14 protein-coding genes are annotated in these 15,757 nt (G+C 58.9%); 7 read left to right on the top strand and 7 right to left on the bottom strand.

The genetic code is table 11. The features are described from left to right. The first annotated feature begins 19 nt into the window (after window positions 1-19). Both HMPREF2857_RS01020 and dapD read left to right on the top strand, forming a co-directional pair. Window positions 20-1,423, top strand: a complete 1,404-nt coding sequence (locus tag HMPREF2857_RS01020) for an amino acid permease (protein ID WP_275043520.1) — start codon at window positions 20-22, stop codon at window positions 1,421-1,423. Window positions 1,424-1,540: 117 nt separating this feature from the next. After that, window positions 1,541-2,512 (top strand): 2,3,4,5-tetrahydropyridine-2,6-dicarboxylate N-succinyltransferase, encoded by a 972-nt coding sequence (gene dapD / locus HMPREF2857_RS01015; protein WP_070642247.1) that lies wholly within the window; start codon window positions 1,541-1,543, stop codon window positions 2,510-2,512. Here the strand turns inward: dapD and HMPREF2857_RS01010 are convergent. The 7 genes from HMPREF2857_RS01010 to typA all read right to left on the bottom strand — a co-directional run bounded on the left by HMPREF2857_RS01010 (window position 2,509) and on the right by typA (window position 10,899). Next, entirely contained in the window at window positions 2,509-3,450 is a 942-nt protein-coding gene (locus HMPREF2857_RS01010) for a pseudouridine synthase (RefSeq protein WP_070642245.1), read from the bottom strand. The genes dapD and HMPREF2857_RS01010 overlap by 4 nt on opposite strands. A gap of 88 nt (window positions 3,451-3,538) precedes the next feature. Then, window positions 3,539-4,666, bottom strand: a complete 1,128-nt coding sequence (gene dapC, locus HMPREF2857_RS01005; protein WP_070642242.1) for a succinyldiaminopimelate transaminase — start codon at window positions 4,664-4,666, stop codon at window positions 3,539-3,541. Window positions 4,667-4,720: 54 nt separating this feature from the next. Beyond that, complete coding sequence (gene fdxA, locus HMPREF2857_RS01000; protein ID WP_005509435.1) at window positions 4,721-5,044, bottom strand: ferredoxin; 324 nt, start codon at window positions 5,042-5,044, stop codon at window positions 4,721-4,723. Between the two features lie 232 nt (window positions 5,045-5,276). Then, window positions 5,277-5,798 carry a hypothetical protein gene (locus HMPREF2857_RS00995; RefSeq protein ID WP_070642239.1) on the bottom strand — a complete coding sequence of 174 codons (522 nt, stop codon included), beginning with the start codon at window positions 5,796-5,798 and terminating at the stop codon, window positions 5,277-5,279. Beyond that, window positions 5,791-6,744, bottom strand: a complete 954-nt coding sequence (gene mshB / locus HMPREF2857_RS00990) for an N-acetyl-1-D-myo-inositol-2-amino-2-deoxy-alpha-D-glucopyranoside deacetylase (RefSeq protein WP_070642237.1) — start codon at window positions 6,742-6,744, stop codon at window positions 5,791-5,793. The genes HMPREF2857_RS00995 and mshB overlap by 8 nt, the downstream gene beginning before the upstream one ends. An 8-nt stretch (window positions 6,745-6,752) precedes the next feature. Next, entirely contained in the window at window positions 6,753-8,903 is a 2,151-nt protein-coding gene (locus HMPREF2857_RS00985; RefSeq protein ID WP_070642234.1) for an ABC transporter family substrate-binding protein, read from the bottom strand. Window positions 8,904-8,985: 82 nt separating this feature from the next. Further along, a complete protein-coding gene (gene typA / locus HMPREF2857_RS00980) occupies window positions 8,986-10,899 on the bottom strand; it encodes a translational GTPase TypA (protein WP_070642231.1) in 1,914 nt (637 codons plus the stop codon). A gap of 636 nt (window positions 10,900-11,535) precedes the next feature. On the opposite strand from typA, the gene HMPREF2857_RS00975 reads away from it, so the two are divergent. The 5 genes from HMPREF2857_RS00975 to HMPREF2857_RS00955 all read left to right on the top strand — a co-directional run bounded on the left by HMPREF2857_RS00975 (window position 11,536) and on the right by HMPREF2857_RS00955 (window position 15,530). After that, a complete protein-coding gene (locus HMPREF2857_RS00975; protein WP_070603252.1) occupies window positions 11,536-12,228 on the top strand; it encodes an Rv1157c family protein in 693 nt (230 codons plus the stop codon). Between the two features lie 96 nt (window positions 12,229-12,324). Then, complete coding sequence (locus tag HMPREF2857_RS00970; protein WP_070603254.1) at window positions 12,325-12,969, top strand: DUF402 domain-containing protein; 645 nt, start codon at window positions 12,325-12,327, stop codon at window positions 12,967-12,969. A 29-nt stretch (window positions 12,970-12,998) separates the two neighbouring features. Next, window positions 12,999-13,610, top strand: coding sequence for a suppressor of fused domain protein (locus tag HMPREF2857_RS00965; RefSeq protein ID WP_070605535.1), 612 nt, complete (start codon window positions 12,999-13,001; stop codon window positions 13,608-13,610). A gap of 107 nt (window positions 13,611-13,717) precedes the next feature. After that, complete coding sequence (locus tag HMPREF2857_RS00960) at window positions 13,718-14,215, top strand: hypothetical protein (RefSeq protein ID WP_070642229.1); 498 nt, start codon at window positions 13,718-13,720, stop codon at window positions 14,213-14,215. Window positions 14,216-14,369: 154 nt separating this feature from the next. After that, window positions 14,370-15,530 carry an amidohydrolase gene (locus tag HMPREF2857_RS00955; protein WP_371441558.1) on the top strand — a complete coding sequence of 387 codons (1,161 nt, stop codon included), beginning with the start codon at window positions 14,370-14,372 and terminating at the stop codon, window positions 15,528-15,530. The last annotated feature ends 227 nt before the right edge of the window (window positions 15,531-15,757 follow it).

Below are 15,757 nucleotides of genomic sequence, written 5' to 3'. Positions count from 1 at the left end.
CGACATGACCGAATCGCAAATTACCTCCACCTCCGGCGAGACAGCTCAGCTGGGCAAGGGGCTGCAGGTTCGACACCTGACCATGATGGGTCTTGGCTCCGCAATCGGTGCCGGTCTTTTCCTTGGTACGGGCGTCGGCATTAAGGCAGCTGGCCCGGGTGTTCTAGTTTCCTATGTCATCGCTGGCTTCATTGTCGTCCTCGTCATGCAGATGCTCGGCGAGATGGCCGCTGCCCGCCCGACACCGGGTAGCTTCTCCACCTATGCCGAGATGGCCTTTGGTTCCTCGGCTGGCTTTGTCCTCGGCTGGCTCTACTGGTTCATGCTCATCATGGTGCTCGGTGCTGAGATCACCGGCGCCGGTGCCATCATGGGTGCGTGGTTCGGTATTCCGGGCTGGATTCCAGGCCTGATCTGTGTTGTCTTCTTCGCTGTAGTGAATTTGGCGAATGTGCGCGGTTTCGGCGAGTTCGAGTTCTGGTTCGCGTTCATCAAGGTCGCGGTGATTATCGCGTTCCTGGTCATTGGCGTTCTTCTTTTCTTCGGTCTGCTGCCAGGCACCAGCTTCGTCGGTACGACGCATATTGCCGAGTCCGGATTCCTCCCGAATGGCGTGTCCGGCATTGCCGCTGGTCTGTTGGCCGTGGCCTTCGCCTTCGGCGGTATCGAGATTGTCACAATTGCCGCTGCTGAGGCTGAAGATCCGCAGCGCTCCATCGCTGCTGCTGTCCGCTCGGTAATCTTCCGCATCTCTGTGTTCTACCTGGGCTGCGTGACCGTCATCATCCTGCTGTTGCCGTACTCCCAGATTGACGGCGCTGACTCCGCAGCTGAGTCGCCGTTCACCCAGGTTCTGAAGCAGGCGAACATTCCGGGTGCCGTTGGCTTCATGGAGGCCATTATCGTTCTGGCGCTGCTGTCCGCGTTCAACGCTCAGATTTACGCAACCTCTCGCCTGGTCTACTCGATGTCCACCCGCGGTGAGGCACCGCGCTTCTTCGCCCACACCAATGAAGGCGCAGTTCCGAACCGTGCGGTCATCATGTCGATGGTCTTCGCCTTCGTCTCCGTCGGCCTGCAGGTTGTCTTCGACGGCTCGAGTGTCCTGGTCTTCCTGCTGAACGCTGTCGGCGGCTGCTTGCTGGTGATCTGGCTGGTCATCGCCCTGTCTGAGATTAAGTTGCGCCCGCAGATGGAGGCCAACAACGAGCTTTCCGTTCGCATGTGGGCCTACCCGGCACTGTCCTGGGTAGCGGTCATCCTGATCCTGGGCCTCGCTGTTGGCATGCTCACCGATCCTGGTGCTCGCCAGCAGGTTATCGCCGTTGTGTGTGTCACTGCGTTCCTCGCGGTGCTCGCCGCACTGACTAAGAAGAGCCGCACCGCGGCCCGCGAGGCTCTCGAGTCCAGCGAAAGCAACTAGCCCATGACACCTAATCGCAGGGTCTAACCCACCCTGCTACCCCTATCCGAACACTTCCTTGCTACACATTTGCGGAACACTTTTCATAGATAGGGATATGCCGGTAGCCTGTTTTCCATGAAATTTGGAGCACAAGCTACCGGCATTGCCACTTTTAACAACGATACTGTTCTCGACGTCTGGTTCCCCGCCCCCAAGCTCATCGAAGAGGGCGCGGCAACCTCCACCACGACCGGAACCATCGACGCCGACGCACTGCCCGAAGATTTCACCTACCTCGCAGATCTGGCCGTAGCCGATGCGGACCGCGGCACCACCCGCCGTCTGGTCACAGCTACCATCGCTTCACTCGATGACGCACCAGTCGACACCATCGATGCCTACCTGCGCCTCCATCTGCTGTCCCACCGCCTGGCCACCCCCAACAGCATCAACCTGGACGGCATCTTCGGCAAGCTCAACAATGTGGTGTGGACGAATTTTGGCCCCTGTGCTGTCGAAGGCTTCGAGGTAACCCGAGCCAAGCTGTCGCGCCGCGGGCCTGTCACCGTCTACTCCATCGATAAATTCCCCCGCATGGTCGACTACGTCACTCCCACCGGAGTCCGCATCGGTGACGCTGACCGCGTGCGCCTTGGAGCCCATCTCGCAGAGGGCACCACAGTCATGCACGAGGGCTTCGTCAACTTCAACGCAGGAACGCTTGGACACTCCATGGTGGAAGGCCGTATCTCTCAGGGGGTCGTCGTCGACGACGGCTCCGATATCGGCGGCGGTGCGTCCATCATGGGCACACTATCCGGTGGAGGTAAGGAAGTTGTGTCCGTCGGCAAGCGATGCCTACTCGGTGCGAACGCTGGACTCGGAATCTCGCTCGGCGATGACTGTGTACTCGAAGCCGGGCTCTACATCACTGCCGGCACCAAGTGCCACGTTGCCCTAGACGGTGTGAAGAAGACGCTCAAGGCCCGCGAGCTCTCGGGCGGATCGAATATGCTCTTCCGCCGCAACTCGCTCTCTGGTGCAGTCGAGGTTGTGCCGTGGGCTGCCGAAAAGGTGAAGCTCAGCGCGGAGCTGCACGCTAACTAAGGGGTGGTCGGCACGTCTGCCGGGGCCGCGATATTCCGCGCGCTCCGGTAGACACGTCGCTCACCAGTGACGGGGTCGACAAAGGCCAGCGCGGTTGCCGTCAATCGCAGCTGCGGCGTGTACTTTGGCGCGCTGCCCGCGCTTGCCGACGGCCCCTGCGCCCCCGCTTCCCGGCCATAGGTATCCTCACCGAGGATGGGATAGCCTAGCCAGTCCATCGTCGCCCGCAGCTGATGCGTGCGGCCCGTATGGGGCTGTAGCCGCCAGTGCCCCACCTGCATGCGGCTGCCGCAATGCCCACAACCACAGCCGACTGCGTGCAGCGGAATGCTGGTGCTGGTCGCACCACCGCCATGGCTGTTCGCCAGCACATCGCCGATGTCCGCGGCTACTCGGCCGAGGAAGGTCACGGTTGTGCGTGCGAGCTTGAACTTTGGATTCTTCGTGGCAGCGCGAGCGAAATCGTCGGTCTCCACGACTTTTACTCCGCGCCCCGCAGGGTTGGGATCGAGCAGAAGCGTGACATCCCTGGTTTCCCCCACATGCCAATCATCGGGCATCACGGTGAGGCATTCGTATTCTTTGGTGATTTCCTGGTTTTGGAAAAGCTGCTGGTAGCGCGCACGGGTAGCCGGATTCCGGGAAAGCAACAGCAGCCCACTGGTCAGAAGATCCAGGCGGTGAACGGCCACTATCTCCGGTTCCCCGAGACTACGTCGCAGGCGCTCCTGCACGGTGTTGGCCACAATGCGGCCATTGGGGGTCGCCGGCAGAAAAGGCGGCTTGTCTACGACCAGAAACTCATCGGTGTCGGCCACAATTGCCGGCTCAAAGGGGATGTACTCCTCACACTCGTGAGCGGCGGCATCGACTTGTGCTGCCTGACGGTTCTTCTCAAGGCCCCACCAAGCATCTCGATTGCCTGCGGCACGTCCCACGGCACACTCCCTTTTTATGATTTGGTCTATGCCGATGTCGGCACCGTTTGCAGCATTCGGCCTACTCGGGCCAGCACATCTGGCCCGGCTAGCCGCGAATACGCGCCGCGGCCACTTCGATGTCGTTGAGCGTCGCTGTGAGCCCCACCCGTACGTGCTGCACACCCTTGGGGCCGTAGAAGCTGCCCGGCGCAACCAGGATGCCGCGTTCGGCCAGCCAATCAACCGTCTGCCAGCAGTCTTCCCCGCGAGTAGCCCACAGATAGAGCCCGCCCTCGGAGTCATCGATACGAAAACCTGCGGCTACCAGTGCATCATGCAGAATCTCACGGCGGTCACTGTAGCGCTGCTTTTGTTCAGCCTCGTGGGAGTCGTCGTTAAGCGCGGCGATCGTGGCGTGCTGGATGGGTCCCGGCATCATCAGCCCCATGTGACGGCGCACGGAAACCAGCTCGGCAATGAGGTCCGCATCGCCGGCGAACCAGCCGGTGCGGTACGACGCCATGTTCGACGTCTTGGACAGCGAGTGGATAGCCAGCAGGTTGATGAAATCACCGTCGCACACTCGCGGGTCGAGAATACTGACTGGCTGTTCAGTCCAGCCGAGCCCCAGGTAGCACTCGTCAGAAGCGACGATGACGTCCCGAGCACGAGCCCACTCAACCACCTTGCGCAGGTGTTCAATACCGAGGACCTTGCCGTTGGGGTTGCCCGGGGAATTGATGAACATCAGCGTCGGCGAGGCGGGACCGATTTGCGTCAGCGAGTCCGCACGCAGCAGCTCAGCGCCTGCGATGCGAACGCCGACCTCGTAGGTGGGATATGCCAGCTCGGGGATGACGACGGTATGCCCCGCGCCTACGCCGAGGAGGAAGGGAAGCCAGCCAATCGCTTCCTTGGTGCCGATGACCGGAAGCACATTGCCGCCGTTGACCGCTGACTCCAGTCCCGTCACGCCGTAGCGCCGCGCCATCGCTGCAACAATCGCAGCGCGTAGCTCAGGCGTGCCGACGGTCTGAGGGTAACCCGGTGCGGCAGCACCTTCGGTAAGGCCCTTCCGGATTATCGGAGCGACTTCATCGACTGGTGTGCCGACCGAGAGATTGACCATGCCCTCTTCATGCGCAGCCGCAGTGGCTTTCGCCTGCGTGAGAGAATCCCACGGAAACTGAGGCAAAAGAGAACCGGGAGTTACGCGCTTACGGGCAGCTGACATGGGCGGTGATGAAATCCTTCCCGGGAAAAGAAATAGGTTTAGTCCTCTGTGGTTTTAGTCTTCTGCCTGCGGCGGCAGAGCTGCCACGAATGGCACATCGAAGTCCTGGGGGCCGAGCTTGGCGGCACCGCCCGGGGAACCCAGCTCATCGAACCAGTCGACATTGGCATCGATGAATTCAACCCACTCATCCGGAACATCGTCCTCGTAGAAGATGGCCTCGACTGGGCAGACCGGTTCACAAGCGCCACAGTCCACGCACTCATCAGGATGAATGTAGAGCATGCGCTTGCCCTCGTAAATACAGTCAACCGGGCACTCTTCAACACAGGCACGGTCGAGGACGTCAACACATGGCTGGGCAATGATGTAAGTCATGGTTTTAGGTTTAAGAACCTTTCTCACAAGATATGGGATGAGGCTTTCGCTATCTGTCGATTATGCCGTTCCGACGAGAAACAGAGCAAAATAGACAGAGCGGTATATTCAGATTGGAGTCTACACCTAACGTAGGTGTTGTTTTCAACTGGCTCCAGAAAGGGCCACATTGATGCGGGCCTGCCCTGCAGCAATTCCTCACCGTCTCCTGCAGTATCCGCTGCAGTTTTCGCTAGAGTGCCCGCAGATGGCGCAGTGGCCAGGCACCGCCCAGCACACCGCAAACAAGCAGCAGCACTGTTCGCAACCACTGCCCCATTGCCAAATCACCACCGAAGGGCAGCACTGCCCACAGCAGAATGCCTGCAAAACCCAGCACCCAGATGACAGTCGGAATTGCAGCTTTGGAGCGATCACGAGTCCACAGCAACGCTGTGTTGGCAATGATCAGATTGGCAATATAGGCCAGCGGAATGGTCCACGGCAACGGAATAGCAACCGAGCCGATGGTAATCCACGCTCCGAGGAAAACTACTTCAATCACCAACGCTGCCAACGCAGCCAGCGACAGCCAGACCAGCGCTACCGTGACCTCGCCCTGATGGAAATTCTCGCGCGGCTGCGAACGTTCCGGATTCCCCCAATAGCGCTCATCCCCGAATGTGCGCTTTTCAATACTCAAGCGCTCGTTCTTCAACTTTCCGCCAGCAGCGTTAATCAAGTCTTCGCTTTCGTGAGGCTGAGGGTTACTCATCGTCCGCACTCCCCTCCGCTTCCAAATCCACACTCGGTACAGAATCGACGCTCGCTACCGGCTCTGGCAGTAATTGGATATTCACCAGCTCCCCCAGCTCTTCCAGGGACGCAGCGGTCGCCGTACCAAAACGGTATGCCTCAATCGGTGTCACCGGCTGACACAGCAAATTGGAAAACGCCCAGACGGCTCGCGCACGACCAGAGCCGTCGGTCTGCCCATAGACAGCATCAGGATTGACCTCGCTGACGGAACCATCGGCGAACCACACTTGTGTCGCATGCGCGCGCATGGCCTCAACCTTGGCAGCCACAGCGCCGTCATCCAGCTGAACCTCGAAATGGCCGGTCACGGTAGCGAAGTCGTCGACATCGCACGCCTGCCAGGTCTCCGGCACCACGGTAATGGCATCCAGCCCCGCCACCATTGCCTCACGATCGGTGACCGCCCACAGCGTCGGAAAGCGATTTCCGCACGCCGCGACAGTGATATCGTGCGCGCGAATGTGGTCCGGGTGCCCATAGCCACCATCGGCATCGTAAGTAATGACCACATCTGGCTGCAGCTCATCGAGGATGGTGCGAAGCTGGGCGACCGCCTCATCACCTGAGTTCATGAACGCACGGGGATGCTCATTGCCCTTGTCCCCTGCCATACCGGAATCACGCCAACGCCCGGCACCACCGAGGAAACGTGGCGCATTGTCTGGGCCATTGGCCCCCAGCGCACGCAGCGCCGAGCGCAACTCGGCGACGCGGAAACCGCCCAACTGGTCAGCTTCATCAGCAACTAGCCCTTGGTACGGCGCGCCGATGACCTCTCCCAGCTCGCCCATCGTGCAGGTCACTACGCTTACCGACGCTCCGGAGCGCGCGGCAGCCGCAATCAAACCACCTGTCCAAATGGACTCGTCATCTGGATGTGCGTGAACAAAAAGTAACTTCACGGGCTTTCTTACTTCCCCTTGTTCTCCTGGTCGGCGTTATCGCGGACTTCTTGGTTCTGACCCGAACCGTCCTGCTCAGTATCTTCGCGCGGACTATCTCCCGGTTGAGAATTCTCCGACGATTCTCGAGTCCCGCTTTGCGTCGCGACTCGGCGAACCTCGCCCAGAACACCGAGGCGGCCCAACACTGGGTCATCAGTCCACTGCGAAGAGTCCTTCCGTCCGGTAATTGTAATTTCCGGGCTGACGACCGTCAGCAAGCCGTCTTTCACCAAGGTCAGCTCGATACTGTGACCAGCAATGATATCGGCAAGTTCAGCGGGCAACGCAGAACTGTCGGGAGCGAGCAGCTCATCAACCTGCGGGTCACAAAGGCCGGAAAGATTCTCGCTCCGAGCAGCCGATTTCGGAGCGACAGGTACTTCGCTGAGATCAGCCGGTTCCGCTGAGGTAGAAGATGTGGACTGCTCAGACGATGTTGTCCCGTCCAGCGAGCTCTGTTCTTCAGCACTCTTTTCCCGATCTCCGCTTGGCGCAGGCTTCGTCGAACTGTCAACGCCCTCAGACTCAGACTCGGCCTCTGACTCAGACTCGGCAGCCGACTCTGCGCCTGCTTCGTCCAGGTCCTTCGGCGGTAGCGAACTCACCGAGCCTTCCGTACACGCATAGCGTTCCCGGGCCGCCTGGACGGAATTGGGCTGCTCTGCCCATGCCACCACGGCATCGACAGTTCCGTAGGGCAACGAAGACCGCAGCATGTCCGCCGGAGAATACGAAACAACGGTGGCGGGGATACCAGTTGCAGTCAACTGGTCAGCGACCGCAAAAGCCGCGGCGCGTGCCGCTATACCGTCGCTAATGATGCCAATTCGTAGCGGATTGTCCTCAGTAAAACCGGCCTGTGGTGCCTCGGATTGCTCCTGGTCACCACCGTCACCAGAACCACCTGCAATTCGGCGTCCGGTGGCCACCTCTGAGACCTGTGCAACGTTGATGGTGCGCAGAATGGCCCGGCGGACGGACTCGTCGGCAAGCCTGCTCGACGCGAGGTTGGTACTGAAAACCAGTTCCCGGTTGGGCTCATGGAAGAACTCAGCAACACCGGGGACCAGACCGTACGTCAGCTCAGAGGTCTCCGTCGGACGGACCTGCACGGCCTGGATCTGCCTCGACCGCAGTTGCTCCGCACCATCGATGGCACTACGCATGGCACGCAGCGTAATAACCTCCGAGGCTGCTGGCTGCTCACCCCAGTAGCGGTCATTTCGAACCAGTCGAATGATGTTGCGGCCGACATCCATCGACTCGACGGTGTACTGCCCACCGGAGGCCGGGAAACGGCTGGCCAGCCCTTCGGAAAAACCATCAGTGTTCGACCGCATCAAATGCGCTGGCAAGAGATGTGCAAACAGGCGCTGCCAATGCGTAATCGGCTGAGTGAACGTCACGTCAATCTGACGGCCACCATCGGAGACATCAATGGATTTAATCAGCTCATAAGTCGCCGTATCCAGCGATCCTGGCGTGGACGTGACTTGGGAAAATAGGTAGCGGAAGTCCTCGCCACTGATTGGCGTGCCATCGCTCCACTGCGCCCCTTTTCGAATGCGGTAGCGGACATGCTCTGCCGCTACCGTCGGATCCGTGATGTCAACATCGGCCGCTTTTCCGTTTCCAGCTCCGTTTCTGGCGTCACCGTCTTTGCTGTCATCACTCTCGATGACCTGCACGGAATCCAGCAAGTCGGAGTTGAGCAGCCATTGGGGAGCTCCTGCCGAGCGAGCATTGGCAGCGTTATCCACCACTCCGGGAGCTTGCGCGGAGGCACTGGCGTCACCAGCCTCGCCCTCAACCGGCGCAGGGGTAAAAACACTAGGCAGTGTCAGTCGCGCTACCAGGCTGGTCACCGGGGAGACGTCGGCAAGCAAATGCGGATTGAAACCTTCGACAAACTCGTCGACACCGACCGTGACTTCACGCATCTTTTTGGCTTGGTCAGCGGTGTCTTCCTGTTGCACCGGCGCTTCCTGCTGCCCGGGCACAGTCGGAGCGTCCGACGGGCGAGCCATGCACGAAGACGCCAAAGCCGCCGTCACGCAGAGTGTCGATGCTACGAAAAATCGACGAGAGGCTGCGTGACGACGGCTGCGAATAAACATATTCACGAGATTACTCGACACCTGGCCGAGTCAGTTACCCCGAGACTGGTTTTCAGGTGGCTCAGTCCCCTAGCAACCCGAATTACTTCTTATTCATGGCCTTCGCGCGGGAACGAGCGCGAGCGCGATCGGTGGCGCTGAGGATCTGCTTGCGTACGCGAATGCCCTCCGGGGTGACCTCAACACACTCGTCAGCGCCACAGAACTCCATAGCCTCATCGAGGGAAAGCTTGTGCGCCTTCTCCAGAGTCACGGTCGCATCAGCCGAGGCTGCGCGCATATTGGTCAGCTTCTTTTCCTTGGTGATGTTGATGTCCATGTCCTCATCACGCGGATTCTGACCAACGACCATGCCCTCGTAAGCCTGGTCACCCGGCTCGACGAAGAAGGTACCGCGGTCAGAAAGCTGAATCAGCGCGTAAGCGGTGATCTGGCCGGTACGGTCAGCCACCAGAGATCCCGTCGGACGGTCCTTAATCTCACCTGCCCACTCGCCGTAGCCGGCCGAGTAGTGATTGGCGATACCGGTGCCCTTGGTCTCCGTCATGAAAGTAGTGCGGAAGCCAATCAGACCGCGGGACGGAATGAGGAACTCCATGCGCACCCAACCGGTGCCCTGGTTACCCATCTGCTCCATGCGCCCCTTACGAGCCGCCATCAGCTGAGTGACAGCACCCAGGTGCTCTTCTGGAACATCGATGGTCAGGTGCTCGTACGGCTCCTGAACCTTGCCGTCGACGGTCTTAGTAACAACCTGCGGCTTACCGACGGTCAGCTCAAAGCCCTCACGACGCATAGTTTCAACCAGAACGGACAGCGCCATTTCACCACGACCCTGCACCTCCCAGGCATCCGGGCGCTCGGTCGGCAGCACGCGCAGCGAGACGTTACCAATCAGCTCCTGGTCCAGGCGGGCCTTGACCATACGAGCGGTCAGCTTATCGCCGCCACCCTGGCCTGCCAGTGGCGAGGTGTTCACGCCGATCGTCATGGAAATAGCCGGCTCATCGACCAGGATGCGCGGCAACGGGTCCGGGTGCTCGACATCACAGAGAGAGTCACCGATCATGACCTCGTCGATACCGGAGATAGCGGCGATGTCACCTGCAATGGCCTCTTCAGCAGGAACGCGGGTCACGCCGACGGTACGCAGCAGCTCCGCGACCTTCGCGTTCTTGACATGCTCATTGCCCTCGGAGTCGTAGTGAATCCACGAGATCTGCTGTCCCTTGCGGATACGGCCCTTGTGAATACGAATCAGACCAATTCGACCGAGGAAGGAGCTGGAGTCCAGGTTGGTAACCTGCGCCTGCAGCGGGGCATCAATCTCAGCGGACGGCTCCGGGAGCACCTCGGTGATGACGTCGAACAGCGGCTGCAGGTTCTCGGACTCCGGCAGGTTGCCGTTACCCGGGTTCTCGGTCGAAGCCTTACCGGCACGACCAGAGGCATAGAGTACCGGCAGCTCAAGGTTACGCTCAGCGACCTCAGCAGCTTCCGGGCCTTCCAGGGTGGAGGCTAGCTCGAGCAGCAGATCCTGTGCTTCCTCGACAACCTCGTCGATACGTGCATCTGGGCGGTCAGTCTTGTTGACGACAATGATCACCGGCATGCAGGCAGCAAGCGCCTTGCCCAGGACGAAGCGGGTCTGTGGCAGCGGACCTTCAGAGGAGTCAATCAGCAGCACGACACCGTCAACCATGGACAGTGCGCGCTCCACCTCGCCACCAAAATCGGCGTGACCAGGGGTGTCAATGACGTTGATGATGAGATCTTCGCCGTTCTTGCCCTCACCTTTTCGGCGAATAGCGGTGTTCTTCGCCAAGATGGTGATGCCCTTTTCCTTTTCAAGGTCACCAGAGTCCATCACTCGGTCTGCAACTTCTTCGTGGTCGCTGAAAACGCCGGACTGCTCCAGCATGGCGTTCACGAGAGTGGTCTTGCCATGGTCGACGTGTGCGACAATGGCGACATTACGGAACTCGGTATCGCTCACAGGCGGATAGCTCCTAACAAGCTAAGAGGACTAAAAGAAAAAAGATACGGCCTTGCCCTAAAGGACTGTCTTTACGACTGCCTTTAACGCCCCGCATCAACGCGTAATAAAGCGTTCTACAGTGTACTCCTTCTTAATGCCCCTGCACATCTGGCAGAGATTCTCGCAACCCCGAGCACCTATCCGTCATGCAAAGTGGCACTGCCGCGCCACCCTTAGGGATAAATTACCCCCTTACTGCACCCCCGCTTTACCGACAGCCATAACGGCATATCCGCCAGCGCCACAACGCTTCACGACGGCAATCTCTCAGCCCACCATGTGATAGATGTGACCAAATGCCATAGTTGTAACCCCACGGGATGAGACTTGACTTCACCCGCTTACACACTGCGAAACACCATTAACCCCATACATACGCATTTCGCCTCAATTTTCACAATCATCTCGTTCTACATCAAAAATCACTCTAATTAACTTGCGACACGCGGGAATCCGTGCGTTAATCTCCTGAGAAGATTCTGAACATTTCTTTTTCAAATCTTTCCATTTCACGTTGGAGTCGTTCTAAGATGAGCAACGATTCCGAAATTTTGATTCCGACTCCAATAGCCCACGAATGAGAGGTTCTTCACCGTGGTTTCGACTGGACGCTCCTTCCTGCGCCGTGCCGCAGCGACCTTGGGTGCAGCTGCAATTCTCACTGCGGGCATGACTCCCGCCGCTTCTGCTTCCCCGTCGCTGGACTCCCTGAACATCGCTTCGCCGAATCTCTACGGCAACGCGCGCGACATCATTAACTCCCCAGGCGTTCCTGAGGAAATTTCCAGCGCACTGAACAAGGGAATTGACTTCCTGACTGGTGAGGGCGAGGGCGAGCCGGGCTTCAAGGTTCCGGAAGGTGCCCCGAAGACCAACCAGTTCCTGCTGCCTACTGTTGCCGACAAGTGCATCGGCGGCGAAGGTCGTTCCTTCGGCCTGGCCACTACCGTTCCGGGCCCGGCAGACCTGCCTCTGCCAGGTGTTCCAGAAAACCAGCTTGGCTTCATTTTCACTGGCCTGGGCACCAAGCAGCTGGCTAAGCAGCAGGACACTGAGATGAATGTCTACTGGGTCAACGTTGCTAACGGCAAGTACGGCAAGACCACCCTGGAGAACAACGGCATCAACGCCGAGGAGGGCCCGGGCGCTGTCAACGGCACCGCTGACACGGGCAAGGGCGTGGTCATCGCTGTCATGCAGGGCGGTATCACCACTCAGGAAGAGTCTGGCGCGACCAACTGCAACTACACCCCGACCGCCGGTGTCTTCCCGGTCGGCCTGAACTAAGTTTTTCTAGTTCTCCCCTAGCCCTTTTTGCATCGCGTATGCAGAAAGGGCTTTTCTATGCCCAAAAAAGCAGCCCCCACACGTTAAGGTATTCGCATGTCCACTTCACCGGCTACTTCGGCTTCGACCGCGGCAGCTCCTGCGCTCTCCCCAATTCGCTCGAGTCAGGACACACATCCTCCGAAAGTCGAGACCTTTGACCTACGTGAAATGGTCAACACCGACCCCAAGGGCTTTCGGCGCAATGTCGACGAGTTCCGACCTCTCACACCCAGCCGCCTCTATATGCGCCGTGGGATGGATCATTCAAAGTTTGGATATCTTGAGTCATTCCTGCTTGCCGACGAAGGGTTGCGCATCAGCATTTATCACTTCCGTCCGGGCGTGAAGGTGGAACACCAACGCTACGTCGATATTGTCAGCATCGACCGAACTGATCCGCAGTGCTGGCGTATGACCGATTTGTACCTCGACATCCTGCAGGCACCGACCGATCCTGAGGCCATAGCTCCCCTACCTGTCGATGCGGCCACGCAGATTCGAGTTGAAGATGTCGACGAGCTCGTCGCGGCCCACACTCAAGGGCTGATTAGCGATGAACTCACCGAATTCGCTATCGAGACCACGCTGACTGCACGCGCCGCAATCGCTGCACACGGTGACAACATTGATGCGTGGATGCAGACTTTGAACCTCGATGCGACGTGGGCTGATGCTGTTGAGCTTTCGCCCGCAGCTTAAAATGACCACCTCAACAAGGAGTACCGCCCGTGTTCGATAACTTAACCGGCCCCATTCCTCCCGCCGGCCCTGATAGCAATGCGATCATCAAAGCCGTCCGAGCAGCATTTACCTCCTACTTTGAAGAGTCCAACCCCGGCGAAGCCCAGCTGACCTTCCTTGGCTCTGCGCCACTGAAGATGCTGCGCTTCGGACCTGACACAGACCGGATTGTCACCTATGCAACACTGGGTTGCAGTGCCGAGGCGATGCAAGATCCGTCCGCAATGGTGGTGGACACCAACTCTGGCCCGCGTGCCGAACTCATCTTGCCTATTCGTGGTGGACTGGACGAAGTCATCCGCCCGCTGGGTATTCTTGCCGCTTCCCCAAGCATCGAAGGCCTCATCCTCACCGAGGGGGCACTAATCGACTTCGGCCAGCCACTGTGGGATCAGTCGCGCTTCACCGGTTTTGTGCTGCTCAAGGCAGAAATCCCGCCGGTCGCGATAGAGGAAACCGAAGTCACAATCTTCCAGCCGGTCCCAGCCACGACCAACGAATTTGCCCTTGCTCGCGCTAAGGGCGTTGACGAACTGCGTCGCGTGTGGGAAACCCAAGGTGTCGACTTCACCGACCCGCACCGCACCAGCGCTGTATAAAAGTTAGCTTGTGTGATGGTTGCCGGTTATCTGCTCGTCGGCAAGCGATAAGTTCAACCTAGCAGTGACGTTTCGCGCCGCGACAGCGTGGTTTAGAGTATGGAGTTATGACAGTCAATTCGGCTAAAGACGTTCCTTTCCATGCGGCGCAGTCCTTTCGGTGGTGGCGGCTGGCGGTATATGTTTACGTCCCAGCGCTAATCCTCACCGTGGTCAGTTCCCTATTGAAATGGGACGCGACTGTTACGGAAGCGGCAAAGGCCAACAACATCGAGGTTTCTGCTGCTCAGACCAGCTTGGCCGTGAGCTTCGCGTTTGCGATTCTCGCGCAGACGGCAACGGCGATTGCGTGCTGGTGGCTTGCTGGCAAACTCCTTGAAGGATCGACTGCAGCGCGCACGGTGCTGTCCGTGGCGGCGGCAGTTTTTGTCATTAATGCATCAATGACGCTGGTCGGAACGATTTCCCAGGTACGCTCCGGAGACTCGTCGGCGCTCGGTTTGATTACAGCTGGCCTGCTGATCGTTGCCTCTATCATCGCCGCAACGGCAACCGCCCAGTCCTACCGCGGCGAGCGAAACCAGAAGTTCTTTGTGACGACGTAGGCAGCTCTTAGAGATTTGGGGCGGGGCGGGGATGCCTTCCAGGGCCTCCACCATCCGCTTTAGGTCGGCGTACATTTTAGGTATGCCCACTAATACTGAGAGCGCCAGAAACATTTTGAATGGTCTCGCGTCCACCCAATCCCAGCGCTAGGAACTGTACAAATATTTCCACCAGCACCCTGAGCTTTCCATGCAGGAGCACAGCACTGCAGACCGGATTATTCAGGAGCTCGAAGCTTCAGGTATTTCCACACATCGCATCGGAGACACCGGCATCGTTGCCATTATTGAGAACGGTGCCGGGCCGATTGTAGCTATGCGCGCAGACATTGATGCGCTACCGGTGAAGGAGACTTCCGGCAAAGACTACGCCTCCACAGCAACGCAGATTGATGAAAAGACCGGCACAGAGGTCCCCGTCGCCCACGCTTGTGGGCACGACTTCCACCTGATGTCTTTGCTCACAGCGCTGCAGGCTTTCAACGAAAACCTTGATCAGTGGTCTGGCACATTCATCGGTATCTTCCAACCCGCTGAAGAAACCGCCGAAGGTGCACGCGCAATGCTGGCGGCAGATCTGGAGAAGGCTATTCCGCGTCCCCATGTTTATCTCGGTCAACACGTACTAGCTAGCTTGCCCGGCGGCTATGTGGGCACTCGCCGCGGGCCAGTTCTCTCCTCTGCATTCTCGGTCAAAGTCACTGTGTACGGTAATGGCTCCCATGGATCCATGCCGGAGCTCAGTGTCGATCCCGTTGTCTTGGCATCCACCATTGTGATGCGTCTTCAGACGATTGTCTCGCGTGAGGTAGCAGCCACCGAGACCGCAGTGGTGACCGTTGGCGCGATTCAGGCGGGAACTAAGTCCAACATCATCCCTGACTCCGCAGAGCTGCTCATCAACACTCGTGCCTACAACAGCGCAGTGACCGAACACCTCAAAGAGGCAATCGAGCGCATTGTACGAGCAGAATGCGTTGCTGCCCGCAGCCCTCAAGACCCGGAGTTCACTTACTACGACCGCTATCCCCTCACGAATAATGACGGGGATGCCACGAATACTGTGCGTGAGGCATTCGACGCGTACTTCGGTGAAGAAGTCTCCGACTTGGACGCAGTGCCCGCCTCTGAAGATTTCTCAATCATCCCCGATGCGCTTGGAGTGCCATATACATACTGGGGGCTCGGCGGCTTCGCGGATGAGAGCAGCGCCGTTGGCAACCACAACCCAGCTTTCGCCCCGGACCTCCAACCCACTCTTGACCGGGGCGCAGAAGCAATCGTTGTAGCTGCCTGTGCTTGGTTGGCGAAATGAGGGTGTGATTAGCGAGGCTGATGCGTGCGGCTGCAGGCGAGCTGGTGGATGGTGTAGTGCCGGACTCGTGCGGGACTCGTGCCGGACTCGTGCGGGGCTCGTGCGGGACGGCCGAAAAACCGGGGGTTAAGCGAAAAAGTAGGCCCCGGCGCACGCCGACCAGACATGCTTCTTGCTACTTAACCCAAAAACTTACGGGCTGCAAATGTGAAACTGTGCAAGTTTAT

This window comes from Corynebacterium sp. HMSC076C10, assembly GCF_001812455.1.
Classification (GTDB): Bacteria; Actinomycetota; Actinomycetes; order Mycobacteriales; family Mycobacteriaceae; genus Corynebacterium; species Corynebacterium jeikeium_D.
Note: the sequence above shows the minus strand (reverse complement) of the source record. Positions and strands in the feature narration are given on the sequence as shown.

What these genes read in the sequence shown, in the direction of transcription:
- dapD (WP_070642247.1), top strand. Translation starts at nt 1,541, where the DNA reads ATGAAATTTGGAGCACAAGCTACCGGCATTGCCACTTTTAACAACGAT.
- dapC (WP_070642242.1), bottom strand. Translation starts at nt 4,666, where the DNA reads ATGTCAGCTGCCCGTAAGCGCGTAACTCCCGGTTCTCTTTTGCCTCAG.
- fdxA (WP_005509435.1), bottom strand. Translation starts at nt 5,044, where the DNA reads ATGACTTACATCATTGCCCAGCCATGTGTTGACGTCCTCGACCGTGCC.
- HMPREF2857_RS00995 (WP_070642239.1), bottom strand. Translation starts at nt 5,798, where the DNA reads ATGAGTAACCCTCAGCCTCACGAAAGCGAAGACTTGATTAACGCTGCT.
- HMPREF2857_RS00985 (WP_070642234.1), bottom strand. Translation starts at nt 8,903, where the DNA reads ATGTTTATTCGCAGCCGTCGTCACGCAGCCTCTCGTCGATTTTTCGTA.
- HMPREF2857_RS00970 (WP_070603254.1), top strand. Translation starts at nt 12,325, where the DNA reads ATGTCCACTTCACCGGCTACTTCGGCTTCGACCGCGGCAGCTCCTGCG.
- HMPREF2857_RS00960 (WP_070642229.1), top strand. Translation starts at nt 13,718, where the DNA reads ATGACAGTCAATTCGGCTAAAGACGTTCCTTTCCATGCGGCGCAGTCC.